Raw genomic sequence first — 15,313 nt, forward strand, 5'->3', positions numbered from 1 at the left:
GCGTTTGGGCTCATGCGGGCGAATCCGCCTTCTTTTCTGTTTGCGTCGCGGCGCGAGCCGTGGTCGGCGGCGCGATGATGCCGGAGGGCATGCGCTCGCGCAGCTCGTCCTGCTCCTCGGCCATCACCGCCTTGAGGCGCGCGGTGATGTTCGAGCGCTTGCTGTCGCCCGAAATCTTCTGGCCGACGAGGTCGGTCACGTAGAAGGTATCGATGACCTTCTCGCCGAAGGTGGTGATGCGGGCCGACTGAATATCGAGCGAAAGATCCGAGAGAACCGCCGTGATTTCCGACAGCAGGCCTGTCCGGTCGAGGCATTCGACCTCGATGACGGTGAATTTGTTCGACAGGCTGTTGGAGATGTTGACCGACGGGGGAATGACGAAGGCCTTGCTCTTTTTGCGGTTCTTGGTGCGGGTCGCGATCACCTCTGGCAGGCGCTTGCGGCCGGAAAGCACGTCCTCGATCATCCGCCCGATGGTGCCGGCGCGACGCAGCTCGTCGGCATCGTCCTTGAATTCGCGGCTGACATGGATTGTGTCGAGCGCGCGGCCGTCCGAGGTCGTGAAGATCTGCGCATCGACGATGTTGGCGCCGGCGGCAGCGCAAGCGCCGGCGATGACGGCGAGCAGCCGCGGGTGGTCAGGCGATAGCACGGTGATCTCGGTGATCGCATGGAAGCTGTCTGTGCGCACCATGGTCGCCAGCGCCTGACCGGCCTTGTCGGCCTGGCGGATAAAGCCGGCATGACGCACCTGGTCCTCCAGGGGAACGGAGAGCAGATAGGGCTGATAGTGCAGCTTGCTGTAGATCTTGCGGTCCTTCTGGCTCCAGTCGGAGAGCGCGTTGAAGAGTGCTTCGGCTGCGAAGTTGGCGCGCTCCTTGCGAGACACCTCCGAGAAGCCGCCGGCAAGCAGCAGTTCGGTTTCATAGTAGAGCGTGCGCAGCAGCTGACCCTTCCAGCCGTTCCACACGCCCGGTCCGACGGCGCGGATGTCGCAGATCGTCAGGATCAGCAGCATCTTCAGGCGTTCGAGCGACTGCACGACATCGGCAAAGTCGATAATCGTCTTGCGGTCGGTGAGGTCGCGGGTCTGGGCGACCATCGACATCGCCAGATGTTCCTGGATCAGCCAGACGACCATCTCCGTCTGCTTCTGCGACAGGCCGAAGCGGGCGCAGAGCTTGCGGGCGACACGGGCGCCGGCGATCGAGTGGTCTTCCTGGCGGCCCTTGGCGATGTCGTGCAGCAGCACGGCGACATAAAGCGCCTCGCGGTCCTCGATGCCGGGCATCAGCTTGTTGGCAAGCGGATGCAGGTCGTCGGCCTTGCCCTTGTCGATCTCTGACAGCACGTCGAGGGTGCGGATCAGATGCTCGTCCACCGTATAGTGGTGGTACATGTTGAACTGCATCATTGCGACGATCTTGCCGAATTCTGGGATGAAGCGGCCGAGCACACCGGCTTCGTTCATCCGGCGAAGGATAAGCGCCGGATCGCGCTTCGAGGTCAGGATCGACATGAAGAGGCGGTTTGCCTCCTCGTTTTCGCGCAGATTGTTGTCGATCAGGCTGAGCGAGCGGGTGACGCGCTTCAGCGCATCGGGATGGAATTCCAGGCCGTTGATGTCGGCGACGTGGAAGAGGCGGATGATGCTGATCGGGTCGCGCTTGAAGACATCGGGGCTGGCAAGTGCGATGCGGCCGCGATCCTCGACGAACTCGGTGCTGCCGGCGATCTTGCGGCTGCGATGCGCAAAGCGGCTGATGACGCCGGTCAGCCCCGGCGTCGACTTCGCCTGCTGGTCTTCGAGTGCCGCGCAGAGAATACGCGTCAGATCGCCGACATCCTTGGCGACGAGGAAGTAGTGTTTCATGAAGCGCTCGACGGCCGAAAGGCCGGGCCGCGAATGATATCCGAGTGCCTCGGCAATCTCGCGCTGGATGTCGAAGGACAGCCGTTCCTCTGCTTTTCCGGTCAGGAAATGCATGTGGCAGCGCACCGCCCAAAGGAAGTCGTCCGCCTTCTGGAAGACGTGGTACTCGTGCTTCGAGAGAACGCCGAGCGGCACAAGTTCGGCGGTGTCGCGGACATGGTAGTAGTATTTCGAGATCCAGAAGAGCGTATGGAGGTCGCGCAGGCCACCCTTGCCCTCCTTGACGTTGGGCTCGACGAGATAGCGCGTGTCGCCGGCCTTGCGATGCCGTTCGTCGCGCTCTGCAAGCTTGGCGGCGATGAATTCCGGGCCGGTGCCGGTGACGATTTCCTTGTCGAAGCGCGTCTCCAGCTGCGTTTCCAGCGCGCGCAGGCCGCAGATATAGCGCATCTCGAGGATCGCCGTGCGAATCGTCATGTCGGACTTCGACAGCGCGATGCACTCTTCCAGGGTACGCGTGGCGTGGCCGACCTTGAGGCCCATGTCCCAGAGGACGTAGAGCATGAATTCGACCGCCTTGTGTGTCTCCTCCCCCGGTTTCGGCTGGAACAGGAACAGGAGGTCGATGTCGGAACCCGGCGCCAGCGTATCGCGGCCATAGCCGCCAACGGCGGTGACGGCGAACTTGTCCTTCTGCTGTGGGAAGACATGGGTGCAGACGAATTCATAGAGAACCGTGATGATTTGGTCCTGTAGCCAGGAGATGCGGCGGGCGCAATTGATGCCGCTGCCGTCGGCCAAGAGCAGGGTGCGTGCCTTCTGGCGACCCTCGCCGCTTGCCTTCTTGAGAATGGCCAACAGATCGGATCGCAAGACGTCAGGCCGCGTTTTGTTGGCCTCCGTTACAGCATCGCACATCTTCAGCAGATAGTCGGTGTCGAGGATATCGGAGAAATCGATGTCGTTCGTCGTCGCCATGCGCGGGGCGGCTTCCTGTTCGCGCGGCGCAGCTGCTTCTTGCTGCGCCTCTCGTTTCGTCTGCATGCGCTATAGCCTCTTTGCCCGCCGATGACACGGGCTTTCATACTGCAGAACCTTTAATTTTGGCGAAAAGGTGTTGCCACGTCCGAAACCGCCTGCATGCGGCAATCAGGCCGCCACCTGCGCCTGCACCGAATAGAGCACCTTGCGCGTCTCGCTGGCGATCTCCTCTAGTGTCTCGCGGTCACATTCTCGGTAGCCAGCCTTTGCGACACAGGAGGAAAGCTCCAGAATACCGGCACAACAGCGGATGATCTGGAGCAGGCCGAAGGGCGAGGCCCAGCCGCGTGGATTGCCACACTCGTCCGCAAGCCGCAATGCTTCGAGTGCGCTGAAAATCGCCGCAAGCCTCTGCGTCTCGTTGAATAGCCGGTCCATGAACATCGGCTAGCTCCGCTTCAGCTTCTTCTTGAGGTCGTAGAGTGCCTCCATCGCCTCGCGCGGGGTCATGTCATCGAGGCTCATGCCCTTCAACGCTTCTTCCACCTTCGACGGGCCGCGACTAGCGTCCTCGCGACGCACCGCCACCTGAAACAATGGCAGGTCGTCGATCAACTGGCTTGCCGGGTTCTTGCGGTCGGCGTCCTCGAGGCGTGTCAGCACGTCGCGGGCGCGCGCCACGACGGAAGCCGGCAGGCCGGCAAGCCGGGCGACCTGGATACCGTAGGAGCGATCGGCAGCACCCGGACCGACCTCGTGCAGGAAGATCACGTCGCCATCCCATTCCTTCACCCGCATCGTCGCGTTCGATAGCCGGGCAAGCTTTTCGGACAGCACGGTCAGCTCATGGAAGTGGGTGGCGAAGAGGCCGCGGCAGCGATTGGCCTCATGCAGATGCTCGACGGCTGCCCAGGCGATGGAAAGACCATCGAACGTTGCCGTGCCGCGGCCGATTTCGTCGAGGATGACAAGCGAGCGGTCGGTCGCCTGATTGAGGATCGCCGCCGTTTCGACCATCTCGACCATGAAGGTCGAGCGGCCGCGGGCAAGGTCGTCGGAGGCGCCGACGCGGGAGAATAGACGGTCGACGATGCCGATATGGGCGGAGGTCGCCGGCACGAAGGAGCCCACCTGCGCGAGGACCGAAATCAACGCGTTCTGGCGCAGGAAGGTCGATTTACCGCCCATGTTCGGGCCGGTCAGCAACCAGATCGCGCCATCCTTGCCGTCGGCGACAGGCGACAGATCGCAATCATTGGCAACAAACGGGCCCGACGATTGGCGTCGCAGGGCCTGCTCGACGACCGGGTGGCGTCCGCCCTCGATCGCAAACATCTTCGAGGCATCAACCAGCGGCCGGCAATAGGCCTGCTCGTCGGCGAGGAGGGCAAGGCCGCTGGCGACGTCGATGATCGCAAGCGCCCGGGCTCCCGCCTTGATCGCTTCCGCTTCGGCGACGACGGCGGATGTCATGTGGTCGAAGGCGGCGAGCTCGATTGCGAGCGCCTTGTCGGCAGCGTTTGCAATCCGACTTTCGAGGTCGGCAAGCTCGGTCGTGGTGAACCGCATCGCATTCGCCATCGTCTGGCGGTGGATGAATCGGCCCTTGGCTTCGGGTGTGTCGGTCATCGGTCCGGCATTGCCGGCGGTGACCTCGATGAAGTAGCCGAGGATGTTGTTGTGCTTGATCTTCAGCGACTTGATGCCGGTTTCCTCGGCATATTGCAGCTGCAGGCCGGCGATGACACGGCGGGACTGGTCACGCAGCGCCCTGACCTCGTCGAGCTCGGCATTGGCGCCGTCGCGCAGGAAGCCGCCGTCGCGCTTCAACAGCGGCAACGCGTCGCCGAGCGTTGCCGAAAGCAGCGCTGCGAGACCGCAGGGGAGGGCCTGGAGGCTCGAAAGCGCAAGTCTCAGCTCTTCCGGCAGCAGCGCTTCGGCCAGCAATCGGGCGAGATCGCCCGCCGCACTCAGCCCCTGGCGGATGGCGGCGAGGTCGCGCGGCCCGCCACGGTCGAGCGCGAGGCGCGAGAGCGCGCGCGGCATATCGGGCACATGCTTGAGGTGGTGGCGCAGGTCGCCACAGAGCGACGGCTCTTCCATCAGGAAGCCGATCGAATCCAGTCGCTCGTTGATGCGCGCGGGGTCGGTCAGCGGCGACATCAGCCGCTCGGCAAGCAGTCGCGCACCGCCGCCGGTCACGGTGCGGTCGATTGCTTTCAACAGAGAACCATTGCGATCGCCTGACAGCGTGCGGGCAAGTTCCAGGTTGGCGCGGGTCGCCGGATCGATGAAGAGCGTGGAAGCGGCGCTCTCGCGCTCCGGCCGCCCAAGCGGCGGCCGTTCGGCGATCTGCGTCTTCTCGACATAGGCGACGGCTGCAGCGGCAGCGGCAAGCTCGGCGCGCGAGAAGGTGCCGAAGCCGTCGAGTGTCGAGACACCAAAATAACGTGCAATCCGCCCTTCCGCTGTGGCGCTGTCGAACAGCACGGCCGGCTGCGGAACGGCGGTGCGGCCGAGCACGTCGAAGACCGGCTTCAGCTCGGGATCGTGAAAGATCGTGTCCGGCACGATGAGTTCGCGTGGATCGATGCGCAGGATATCGGCAAGCAGCCGTGAGCCTTCGGTCTCGGCAAGCCGGAAAATGCCCGTCGAGATATCGATCCAGGCAAGCGCCAGCAACGGCTCGGCGCTGCCGCGAATGCGGGTAAGTGCCATCAGATAGTTCGATTCCGACGGCGAAAGCAGTTTTTCCTCGGTGATCGTGCCCGGCGTGACAAGGCGAACGACGTCGCGCTTCACCACCGATTTCGAACCGCGTTTCTTGGCTTCGGCGGGGTCTTCGACTTGCTCGCAGACGGCGACGCGGAAGCCGAGGGCGATCAGCTTCTGCAGGTAGTCGTCGGCTGCATGCACCGGCACGCCGCACATCGCAATATCCTGCCCCATATGCTGGCCGCGCTTGGTGAGCGTGATGCCGAGAGCGCGGGATGCTTCCAGCGCGTCCTCGAAGAACAGCTCATAGAAATCGCCCATGCGGTAGAACAGCAGCGAGTCAGGGTTGTTCGCCTTGATGTCGATGAATTGCTCCATCATCGGCGTCGCCGATGCACGGCTTTCTTCCGTAGCAAGCTCGGCAGCCGAAAAGGCTTCTCTTCCAGTGTCTATTCGTTCGTTCACGGAGATGCAGTTTTTTCCAAAAAAGAGGTGCCAACCCTAGCCGCCCGCCGCTATAGATGACAACCGCGATTGAGGAAGAGCAAGGCGTCACCCACAAGACGTTGGAGGAAAAATGCCCGATACCGAGAAGAAGCAGCGGCCGGTTACATCAGTGACCGACAACGAGGCTCTTGAATTCCATGCCATGGGACGGCCCGGAAAGCTGGAGATCAACGCCACGAAGCCGATGGCGACCCAGCGCGATCTGTCGCTCGCCTATTCGCCGGGCGTTGCCGTTCCGGTGAAGGCGATCGCCGCCGATCCGGCCACGGCCTACGACTACACCACGCGCGGCAACATGGTCGCGGTGATCTCCAACGGTACGGCTATCCTCGGTCTCGGCAATCTCGGCGCATTGGCCTCCAAGCCGGTAATGGAGGGAAAGTCGGTGCTCTTCAAGCGCTTCGCCGACGTCGATTCCATCGATCTTGAAGTCGATACCGAAAATGTCGACGAGTTCATCAACTGCGTGCGCTTCCTCGGCCCGTCCTTTGGCGGCATCAATCTCGAAGACATCAAGGCGCCAGACTGTTTCATCATCGAGCAGCGCCTGCGCGAGCTGATGGACATCCCGGTTTTTCATGACGACCAGCACGGCACGGCGATCATTGCTGCCGCCGGTCTCATCAACGCGCTGGAGTTGACCGGTCGCGACCTGAAGACGACGAAGCTCGTCTGCAATGGCGCGGGTGCGGCCGCGATCGCCTGCGTCGAGCTCATCAAGGCCATGGGCTTCGTGGCTGAGAACATCGTCCTTTGCGACACCAAAGGCGTGATCTACCAGGGCCGCACCGAAGGCATGAACCAGTGGAAGTCGGCGCATGCGGTCAAGACCAAAGCGCGCACGCTCGAAGAGGCCATGAAAGGCGCGGATGTCGTGCTTGGCCTTTCGCAGAAGGGCGCCTTCTCCGAAAAGATGATCCGCTCGATGGCGGACCGGCCGATCATTTTCGCCATGGCCAATCCGGATCCGGAGATCACCCCGGAAGAGGTCGCCCGCATCCGCGACGACGCCATCATGGCGACCGGTCGTTCCGATTATCCGAACCAGGTCAACAACGTCCTGGGCTTCCCCTACATTTTCCGCGGCGCTCTGGATGTTCGCGCCACCACGATCAACGACGCCATGAAAATCGCCGCCGTCCAGGCGCTCGCGAACCTAGCCCGCGAAGACGTTCCGGATGATGTCGTTGCCGCCTACCAGGGGAACCGCCCGCGCTTCGGCGCCCAGTACATCATTCCGGTGCCGTTCGATCCGCGCTTGATCTCTGCGATCCCGGTTGCCGTGGCACAGGCCGCGATTGACAGCGGCGTCGCCCGCAAGCCGATCGCCGACATGGCCACCTACGCCCGCGAACTTTCTGCTCGTCGCGATCCCATCGCCTCGACGCTGGCAAGCCTTTACGAGCGCGTTCGCCGCCGTCCGAAACGGGTGGTCTTTGCCGAAGCCGAAGAAGAACAGGTCATGCGTGCGGCAATGTCCTATGCCAACCAGCAGCTCGGTACAGCGATCCTGCTCGGCCGTGAGGACCTGATTCACGCGACCGCCGAACGCGCCGGCATCGATCTCAACCGGCCGGGGCTGGAAATCGTCAATGCGCGCATTTCCACCCGCGTCGAAGTCTATATCGACTATCTCTATGCGCGCCTGCAGCGTAAGGGCTACCTGCATCGCGACGCCCAGCGCCTGATCCACCAGGATCGCAACCACTTCGCCGCGTGCATGGTGGCGCTTGGCGATGCGGACGGGATGGTCACCGGCATCACCCGCAATTATTCGACCGCGCTCGAAGATGTGCGCCGCTGCATCAACATGAAGCCGGGGCATCAGGTGATCGGTGTCTCGGTTGCACTCTGCCGAGGCCGCACCGTCTTCGTTGCGGATACCGCCGTCCACGATATGCCGTCGGCGGCGGAACTTGCCGACATCGCCGTGGAAGCGGCAGGCTTTGCGCGCCGCATGGGTTATCAGCCGCGCGTCGCCATGCTTGCCTATTCGACCTTCGGCCATCCATCGGGCGAGCGCTCGGAGCGCGTGCGCGAGGCCGTGAAGATCCTCGACAAGCGCCGCGTCGATTTCGAGTATGACGGCGAAATGGCGGCCGATGTGGCGCTGAACCGCAAGGTGATGGAGCAGTATCCGTTCTGCCGCCTATCCGGCCCGGCCAACGTACTCGTCATGCCGGCCTTCCACTCGGCCTCGATCTCCACGAAGATGCTGCAGGAACTCGGCGGTTCGACTGTGATCGGCCCGATCCTCGTCGGCCTCGACAAGGCGGTTCAGATCACCTCGATGGGCGCGAAGGATTCCGACATCGTCAATATGGCCGCGATCGCAGCCTATACGGCAGGATCGTAAGCGAATGTGGAGCGGGAGGCAGCCTCTCGCTCCATCTTTCCGTCGGTGGAAAATCAGCTCGCGAACCGCCCGGCATCGGCGCCGTAATAGTTCAGGTAGCGATCGGAAATGCTGGCGATCGGCAGGACGATCAGAACGTCCGTCGTATTGAAGGCCTCGTCGACCACGGCAGTCGAACCGACCATCGCGCCGAGGCGGAGATAACCCTTGATCAGCGGCGGTAGCGCCATCAGCGCCCGCTTCGGGTTGACCGCTTCTGCCGGCATCAGATCCATGTCACGGGCAAGGTGTGGAAGCGCGCCAACGGCCCACTCATCCTTGGCGGCAACGTTGTGATGTAGGAAGGACAGCGCCAGAGCATGGCTTTCCGGGTGAATGCCCGGGAAGGAGGCGCAGCCGAACATGGCACTCATGCCATGCTTCAGCGCATAGGCCCAGTTCCCCTGCCACAGGAGCTCGACGGTGCGCTTGGTGCGGTAGTCGGGCAGCACGCAGGAGCGGCCGAGTTCCATGAACCGCTTATCCGGGTGGCGGGCAAGCAGCTCGTCGATCGCGAATTCCGAAGCCGAGTAAAAGCCGCCGTTCGCCATCGCGACTTCCTGTCGTAGCAGGCGATAGGTGCCAACGATCTGGTCCTCGCCGTCGCCCTCGATCGAGCGATCGAGCACGAGCAGATGATCGCAGAATGCGTCGTAGGAATCGAAATCGCGCTTGCGGCGCATGGCTTCCGGCGAAAGCTGTGCACCCATTTCTTCGACGAAGACTCGGAAGCGGACGGCCTGGGCGGCATCGATCTCGCTGGCGGTGCGGGCTAGGCGGGTCTCAAGACTGCCGATGCGGCCGAGAATATCACCTTCCTTCGGCGCAAGCGGGCTCGACGGCCGATGGACCTCGGCGACGGCACTATTGAAAGCGTCTACTGACATGGCGATTCTCCCGTTGCCGGCTTTTGACACGCCATAAAACACTTATATGCGACAGGAAAGTGACATCATACAGCCGCCGCACGCAAGAAACGTGCCGGTTGTTTGATGGCTACCGCGCTTCCGCGCGGCGGGCCGAAAGCGCAGCAACAGCTTGGACTTCCGTCAGCAACCTTATCGGGTCAACCGGCTTTACCATGACGCGGTTTGCACCATTCAGCAAGACTTGTCTACGGGATTCGTCGCGCTTGTCGGCGGTCAGTACAATGATCGGGACGGGCGGAACATCGAGTCGGCGCTCATGGCCGCGTAGCCGGCCAAGCATATCGATACCGTCGCCGCCCGGCATGGAAAGATCGCTGATCACGATATCGGGGCGTACGCTTCCCTCTGATAGCGCACGGTCGAGAAGCGTCTCGAAATGTTCGACGTGCTCGACGGTATGGCCGGCCTTTTCGAGCATTGCCCGAATGAGCATAGCGTTGATCGGGTCATCTTCCGCGAGCAGAATGCGCAGCCCGCCCTGGAGCCCGGCTTCGGGGATGGAGACGCTGAACCCGGGCTGGTTGTCGTTCAACGCATCGCGCTTTTCCATCCCGCGCATCCGCCCACGCAGCACGTCGATCAGCGACTGTTCGCGCAGCGGCCGTATCAGCCAGGCGTCGAACAGGTCGAGGGGATGGGCGTTGCGCTCTTCGGGGTTGACCAGGAAGATCTTGCGTAGACCGAGTGCCGCGATCTCGGCACGGTCGGCGAGGTGGTCGGCGAACTCTGCCGACATGCGGTGGTCGACGATGATGTCAGTCGGCCCGCGGCCGCGCGACGCCATGGCGAGCAACATGTCACGCGCGCTCGTGCCATCTGTGACCAGGTGGCAATCGCCGCCGAGCGTTGCGATCGTCTCTGATATCGCCATGCGCGCCGCACCGGCAGGCGCCAGCAGCAGCACGACGCTGCCGGCAAGCACGGCGTTGTGGCGACCGCGGCTTTCCTCCGGAATGTCGATCGGAAACCTGATGCTGAATTCGCTGCCGGTTCCTTTCTCGCTGGCCACCGTAAGCGAGCCGCCGAACTCGCGCATGATGCGGGCGGAAATCGAGAGGCCAAGACCCGTCCCGGCGCTCTTCTCGATCGGCGTTCCACCCTGCTCGAACTCGCCGAAGATGCGGTTCTGTTCTTCCTCGGTCATGCCGGGCCCGGTGTCGGTGACGCTGATCAGGACGTCGTTGCCCTGCAGCGATGCCCGCACGAAAACACCGCCCGCCTGCGTGAATTTCACGGCGTTGCCGATGACGTTGAAGAGGACCTGACGCAGGCGTGCCGGATCGAAGCTCATGAGTTCCGGCAACTCGGAAGAAACCGTCGCCCCGATCTCGATACCTTTTTCATGGGCGCGGTGGGCGAGCATTTCGACGACGCTCTCAAGCAGCTTGCGAAGCGATTCCGCCCGCGGACGCAGCTGGAAACGACCAACCTCGATGGTCGAGAAGTCAAGGAGGTCTTCGACCAGCTGTGTCAAGGCATAGCCGGATTGGCGGATGCCTGTGAGATAGTTCTGCTGTTCCTGCGTCAGTCGGGTTTCGGTCAACAGATGCGTCATGCCGAGGATGCCGGATAGCGGCGTGCGGATCTCATGGCTGACGGTGGCAAGCAGGCGCGATTTGGCGGCGCTGTTGTATTCGGCTTTCTGCCGGGCCTCCTCGCGGGCTTGTGCCGTCAGCCGTTCTTCGGTGACGTCGCGAGCGATACTCTGGAGCAGCAGCCGTCCGTCGGCCGGGTCGCGGGTAACGACGTCACGCCAGAAGTAGATGCGCTGGCCCTCGGGTGTCGAAATCTCCACCTCGAAGCGATGCGGCGCCGTGCCGGGACGAAAGGCGATGCCGATTTCCTCACAGGTTAGCCCCTCGGGATTGAGCCGGCCCGTCAGCCGACGAAACGCCTCATTCGCGCCGATGATGCGCCGGTCCATGTGGCGCGTGACGGTAATGTCGCCAAGCGCGTCATGGATATCGGCAAAGAGAGCCGCACCCTGGCTCCATGCAGAGGAGACGCCGGTGGGGTACGTCCTCGAACTTCTCTGCCTGGCGGTCGAAAGGATTGCGAGAAGGACGATAAAGGCAAGTGGGGCGACGCCGAGGCCGATCGAAAGCAGCAACGGGCCCCCCGCCTGCGTTGCGGCGACAAGGACAGAGCCGGCAACAAGTCCAAGGCCGCCCAACCACCATGACAGAAGCTTGCGGCCCACGCGGTTGCGTTGGACTTGCGGAGAAACGAACTCGGTTTGATGAGCAGCAGCATCCGAACCCCGCTCACCTTCGCGATGAGCGGTAGGCCGCCCGAACGCGGCGGCAAGTTTTTCGTGCAATTGACCGAGACCTTGCATGGCCGCCGGATAACATAACGGCGGTTCCAAATGCCTTCAGCAAACCGGTAAGATTTTAACGGTCTGCGTTTTTAGGTTGTATCAGCTCATCCAGAATCACGCATCCCGCGCCGATGGTGATAAAACTGTCGGCCAGGTTGAAGACGGCGAACGACCATGTTTCGGTATGAAACAGGATGTAGTCGATCACGTGACCGTAGAGGAAACGATCGATCAGGTTGCCAAGCGCACCGGCGATAATCAGCGCATAGCCGAGATGGGCGAAGGTGCGTTGCTTGCCGGTGCGATGCCAGAGCCAGATGACGAAAGCGACGATGATCAGGCGCATGCCGACGATAAACCAGCCATCCATGCCCGACAGCATAGAGAAGGCGACACCGAGATTGTAGGTCCGGTAGAGGGCCAACATCGGGATGAGATGCACCGGCTCCTGCAGCGGCAGCGTATGGTCGACGACGATCTTGACGATCTGGTCGAGCACGACGGCGATGATGATGAAGACCAGGATCGGCAACGGGCGGGCAAACAGTGTCGGGCGTTCTAGCGTCTGTTCGGTCATTTGGCCTCGTCGAGTGAGAGGAGATGGCGCCGCGCCTCGAACAGCATGACGGCGCTCGCGACGGCAAGATTGAGCGAGTCGGCGCGGCCCTGCTGCGGAATGCGGGCAAGCGCGTCGGCTTCCTTGGCAAGATGCTCTGGCAGGCCGGACTGCTCGTTGCCCATCAGGATCACGACGGGCCTCTTCTTGTAGTCGATCGTCCGGTAGTCGACCGAGCCTGTCAGGTGCGTAGCGACGACGGAGACGCCGGCATGCTTCTTCCACGAAATGAATTCTTCCGGTGTCGCGCGGGCGACGGGAACGGCAAACACCGAGCCCATGGTGGCGCGCACCGTTTCCAGCGAAAAGGGATCGGTCGTCTCGCCGACAAGGATCACGCCGGAGGCACCGGCAGCATCGGCTGTGCGGATGATCGTGCCGAGATTGCCGGGGTCGCGCACGCGGTCGAGGGCGATCCAGGTCTCGCCCTGCTTCGGGTGGATCTCGCGGAGCGGCTTCCAGCGGCTTTCGAAGATGCCGACTACCATCTGCGGATTGTCGCGGCGGGTGATCGAGGAGATCACCTTCTCGCTGACCTCCAGCACCAGCCCGCCGGAGGCGACGGTCCTTGCCGCCATCTGCTCGACCAGCGGTTTGCCCTTGGCGGCCTTGGCGTAAACCAGCGTGCGGATCGTCCAGCCGAGCTCGATCGCATCGATCACCAGCTTCAGCCCCTCGGCCATGAAGGTGCCGCTCTCTTCGCGCGACTTCTTGTTCGTCAGCGCCTTAATGTCTTTGATGATCGGATTGGCGAGCGAAGTGACCTCTTTCACGTGCCCGACCTTGTGCGGGCCGTGGCCCCGGTGTTCATGGCTCATTTCGGCACCCAGCGGGAGAAGAGGGAGGTGGAGAGTGCGCGTCCCGGCGCTTTGCCGTCCAGTCCGGCCTCGCGAATGACGAGCTCGCCGGATTCGACGGCCCCGCCGGCGCCGCGCATCGTCTCGCGCATCAGTTCATGGATCGAATAGAAGCTGGCCCGGATCGAATAGGCCGTGAGCACCAGCCCAACCGCCTTCGGAGACAGGATCTCGCGGCAGATATCGAGCATCAGCGGCAGATGCTCGAAGAGATGCCAAACCTCGCCATTCGGTCCGCGGCCGAATTTCGGCGGGTCGGTGAGGATGATGTCGTAGCTGTTGCCACGGCGTTCCTCGCGCAGGATGAACTTCATCGCGTCCTCGCAGATCCAGCGGATCGGCGCCTTCTCCAGCCGGCTCAGCGCCTGGTTTTCGCGCGCCCAACCGATTGCCTTCTTGGAAGCGTCCACATGCGTGACCTCCGCGCCGGCGGCTGCCGCAACCAGGGAGGCGACACCGGTGTAGCCGAAGAGGTTCAGCACCTTCAGCGGCCGCCCGGCGGCCTCGACCTGCTGCTTCATCCAGGTCCAGTGGACGATCTGCTCGGGAAAGACGCCGACGTGGCGGAAAGACGTGAAGCGGCCGTAGAAATCCACACCGAGCAGATTGAGCGGCCAGGTCTCGCCGAGCGCTTCCTTGGGAAAGCGCCAGCGCCCTGTGCCTTCCTCGTCGGTATCGCCGGTGAAGACGGCATCGACCTTTTCCCAGACCTGCTTTGGCAACGATGGCTGCCACAGCGCCTGGCCTTCCGGGCGCACGATCCGGTAGGGCCCGTATTGCTCCAGCTTTTCGCCGTTGCCGCTGTCGATCAGATGGAAGTCGCCTGCGCCAAGGGATTCGAGGATGACGGGCACGCGTTCGGCCGGACGCTCGCCCGTACGCGCCATCAGGGGCCGGTCGATGGCGCCAGGCACGGAGGCCGGTTCGCGCACCTTCTCAAGGCCCGGCGCTGGCTTCGCCGGGCGTGTGCCTCGATCGTCGGCGCGGCGTCCGCCGGAGGGGCCGGCGGCGGATTTCAGGCCCGGCCGGCGTTCTTTCTGTCTCACGTGATCTTCCGCGTGCTTCAATTTTATAGAGCTCGTGCAAATAGCATTCCGTTTCACCTTGGCAAAGCGCTTTCCGGCTGTGATAAATTGAGGCAGGTCGAAATGGGAGGATTTCGGATGGACTTGACCGGCGAAGAACGGATTACCGCTCCTCGGGATGTCGTATGGGCAGCGCTCAACGACCCTGAGGTATTGAAGCAGTGCATTCCGGGCTGTCAGAGCCTGGAGATGAAATCTCCGACCGAGCTGGCAGCGGTGGTGAAGGTCAAAATCGGTCCGGTTTCTGCAACGTTCAACGGCGAGGTCTTGTTATCCAACATCAAGGCGCCCGAAAGCTATACGATCTCGGGCGAGGGCAAGGGCGGTATTGCCGGTTTCGCCAAGGGGGGCGCCGATGTGGTGCTGAAGGACGACGGCGGCGAAACGGTCCTGCAATATGCGGCAAAAGCCCAGGTTGGTGGCAAGATCGCGCAGCTCGGTGCGCGATTGATCGACTCGACGTCCACGAAGCTGGCGCAGCAGTTCTTTTCCAGTTTCAACGCTGCTGTCAGTGCCAAGGCCGCAGAATAAGGGTCCGAATTGACAGATTTCTCCGTCCAGACGAAGCCACAATCCGTAAAGTGGACGATCAGATCGCCACGTCAGTCGGATTTGGAGCGGCTTGCCGACATATATCTGGCTGTCCGCCGCGAGACGTTCGTGTGGGTTGATCCCGCCAGCTTCCGCCACGAGGACTTCAAAGCCCACACGCAGGGCGAACATCTGTGGCTCGCAGAGGCACCGAACGGCGAGGCCGCGGGTTTCATGACACTGTGGGCGCCGGACGATTTCATTCACATGCTTTATGTCAGCAAATTCTGGCGAGGGCAGGGGATCGGCGCTGCCCTGCTTGCGGCGCTGCCGGATTGGCCACATAAAAAGTATCGGCTGAAATGCCTGGTCAAGAACGATCGCGCGAACGCCTTTTATCGCTCCAAGGGGTTCATCGTCACGGGATCGGGCACGTCAGCGGAGGGCGACTATGAAGAGATGAGTTTCTATCCGGCCGTCTAGCACCGTTCTTCGCTTGGC

Annotated in this window: 11 protein-coding genes; 3 read left to right on the plus strand and 8 right to left on the minus strand. The window is 62.6% G+C overall.

All coding sequences use genetic code 11. The features are described 5' to 3' along the window. Positions 1-10: 10 nt before the first annotated feature. The 3 genes from LPU83_RS40595 to mutS form a co-directional block, all read right to left on the minus strand. A complete protein-coding gene (locus LPU83_RS40595) occupies positions 11-2,920 on the minus strand; it encodes a [protein-PII] uridylyltransferase (protein WP_024314525.1) in 2,910 nt (969 codons plus the stop codon). Between the two features lie 105 nt (positions 2,921-3,025). After that, positions 3,026-3,301 carry a hypothetical protein gene (locus LPU83_RS40600; protein ID WP_024314526.1) on the minus strand — a complete coding sequence of 92 codons (276 nt, stop codon included), beginning with the start codon at positions 3,299-3,301 and terminating at the stop codon, positions 3,026-3,028. Positions 3,302-3,304: 3 nt separating this feature from the next. Further along, complete coding sequence (gene mutS / locus LPU83_RS40605) at positions 3,305-6,037, minus strand: DNA mismatch repair protein MutS (protein WP_024314527.1); 2,733 nt, start codon at positions 6,035-6,037, stop codon at positions 3,305-3,307. A 112-nt stretch (positions 6,038-6,149) separates the two neighbouring features. Between mutS and LPU83_RS40610 the strand changes: the two genes are divergently transcribed. After that, complete coding sequence (locus LPU83_RS40610) at positions 6,150-8,435, plus strand: NADP-dependent malic enzyme (protein WP_024314528.1); 2,286 nt, start codon at positions 6,150-6,152, stop codon at positions 8,433-8,435. A 53-nt stretch (positions 8,436-8,488) separates the two neighbouring features. Here the strand turns inward: LPU83_RS40610 and olsB are convergent, their stop codons facing one another. From olsB to LPU83_RS40635, 5 genes are all read right to left on the minus strand, one after another. Beyond that, complete coding sequence (olsB, locus tag LPU83_RS40615) at positions 8,489-9,361, minus strand: l-ornithine N(alpha)-acyltransferase (RefSeq protein WP_024314529.1); 873 nt, start codon at positions 9,359-9,361, stop codon at positions 8,489-8,491. Between the two features lie 109 nt (positions 9,362-9,470). Then, the gene (locus tag LPU83_RS40620; RefSeq protein ID WP_024314530.1) at positions 9,471-11,741 is read right to left on the minus strand and encodes a hybrid sensor histidine kinase/response regulator; all 2,271 of its coding nucleotides are present in this window, start codon (positions 11,739-11,741) and stop codon (positions 9,471-9,473) included. Positions 11,742-11,796: 55 nt separating this feature from the next. Beyond that, positions 11,797-12,300 carry a signal peptidase II gene (gene lspA / locus LPU83_RS40625; RefSeq protein ID WP_024314531.1) on the minus strand — a complete coding sequence of 168 codons (504 nt, stop codon included), beginning with the start codon at positions 12,298-12,300 and terminating at the stop codon, positions 11,797-11,799. After that, complete coding sequence (locus LPU83_RS40630) at positions 12,297-13,157, minus strand: TrmH family RNA methyltransferase (RefSeq protein ID WP_024314532.1); 861 nt, start codon at positions 13,155-13,157, stop codon at positions 12,297-12,299. Before LPU83_RS40630 ends, lspA begins: the two co-directional genes overlap by 4 nt. Further along, a complete protein-coding gene (locus LPU83_RS40635; RefSeq protein ID WP_024314533.1) occupies positions 13,154-14,242 on the minus strand; it encodes a class I SAM-dependent methyltransferase in 1,089 nt (362 codons plus the stop codon). The genes LPU83_RS40630 and LPU83_RS40635 overlap by 4 nt, the downstream gene beginning before the upstream one ends. Before the next feature lie 117 nt (positions 14,243-14,359). Between LPU83_RS40635 and LPU83_RS40640 the strand changes: the two genes are divergently transcribed. Both LPU83_RS40640 and LPU83_RS40645 read left to right on the plus strand, forming a co-directional pair. Beyond that, positions 14,360-14,812, plus strand: coding sequence for an SRPBCC family protein (locus LPU83_RS40640; protein WP_024314534.1), 453 nt, complete (start codon positions 14,360-14,362; stop codon positions 14,810-14,812). Between the two features lie 9 nt (positions 14,813-14,821). Then, on the plus strand, positions 14,822-15,295 hold the full coding sequence (locus LPU83_RS40645; protein WP_051166648.1) for a GNAT family N-acetyltransferase: 474 nt from the start codon (positions 14,822-14,824) through the stop codon (positions 15,293-15,295). Positions 15,296-15,313: the final 18 nt, after the last annotated feature.

Source organism: Rhizobium favelukesii, assembly GCF_000577275.2.
GTDB classification, from domain to species: domain Bacteria; phylum Pseudomonadota; class Alphaproteobacteria; order Rhizobiales; family Rhizobiaceae; genus Rhizobium; species Rhizobium favelukesii.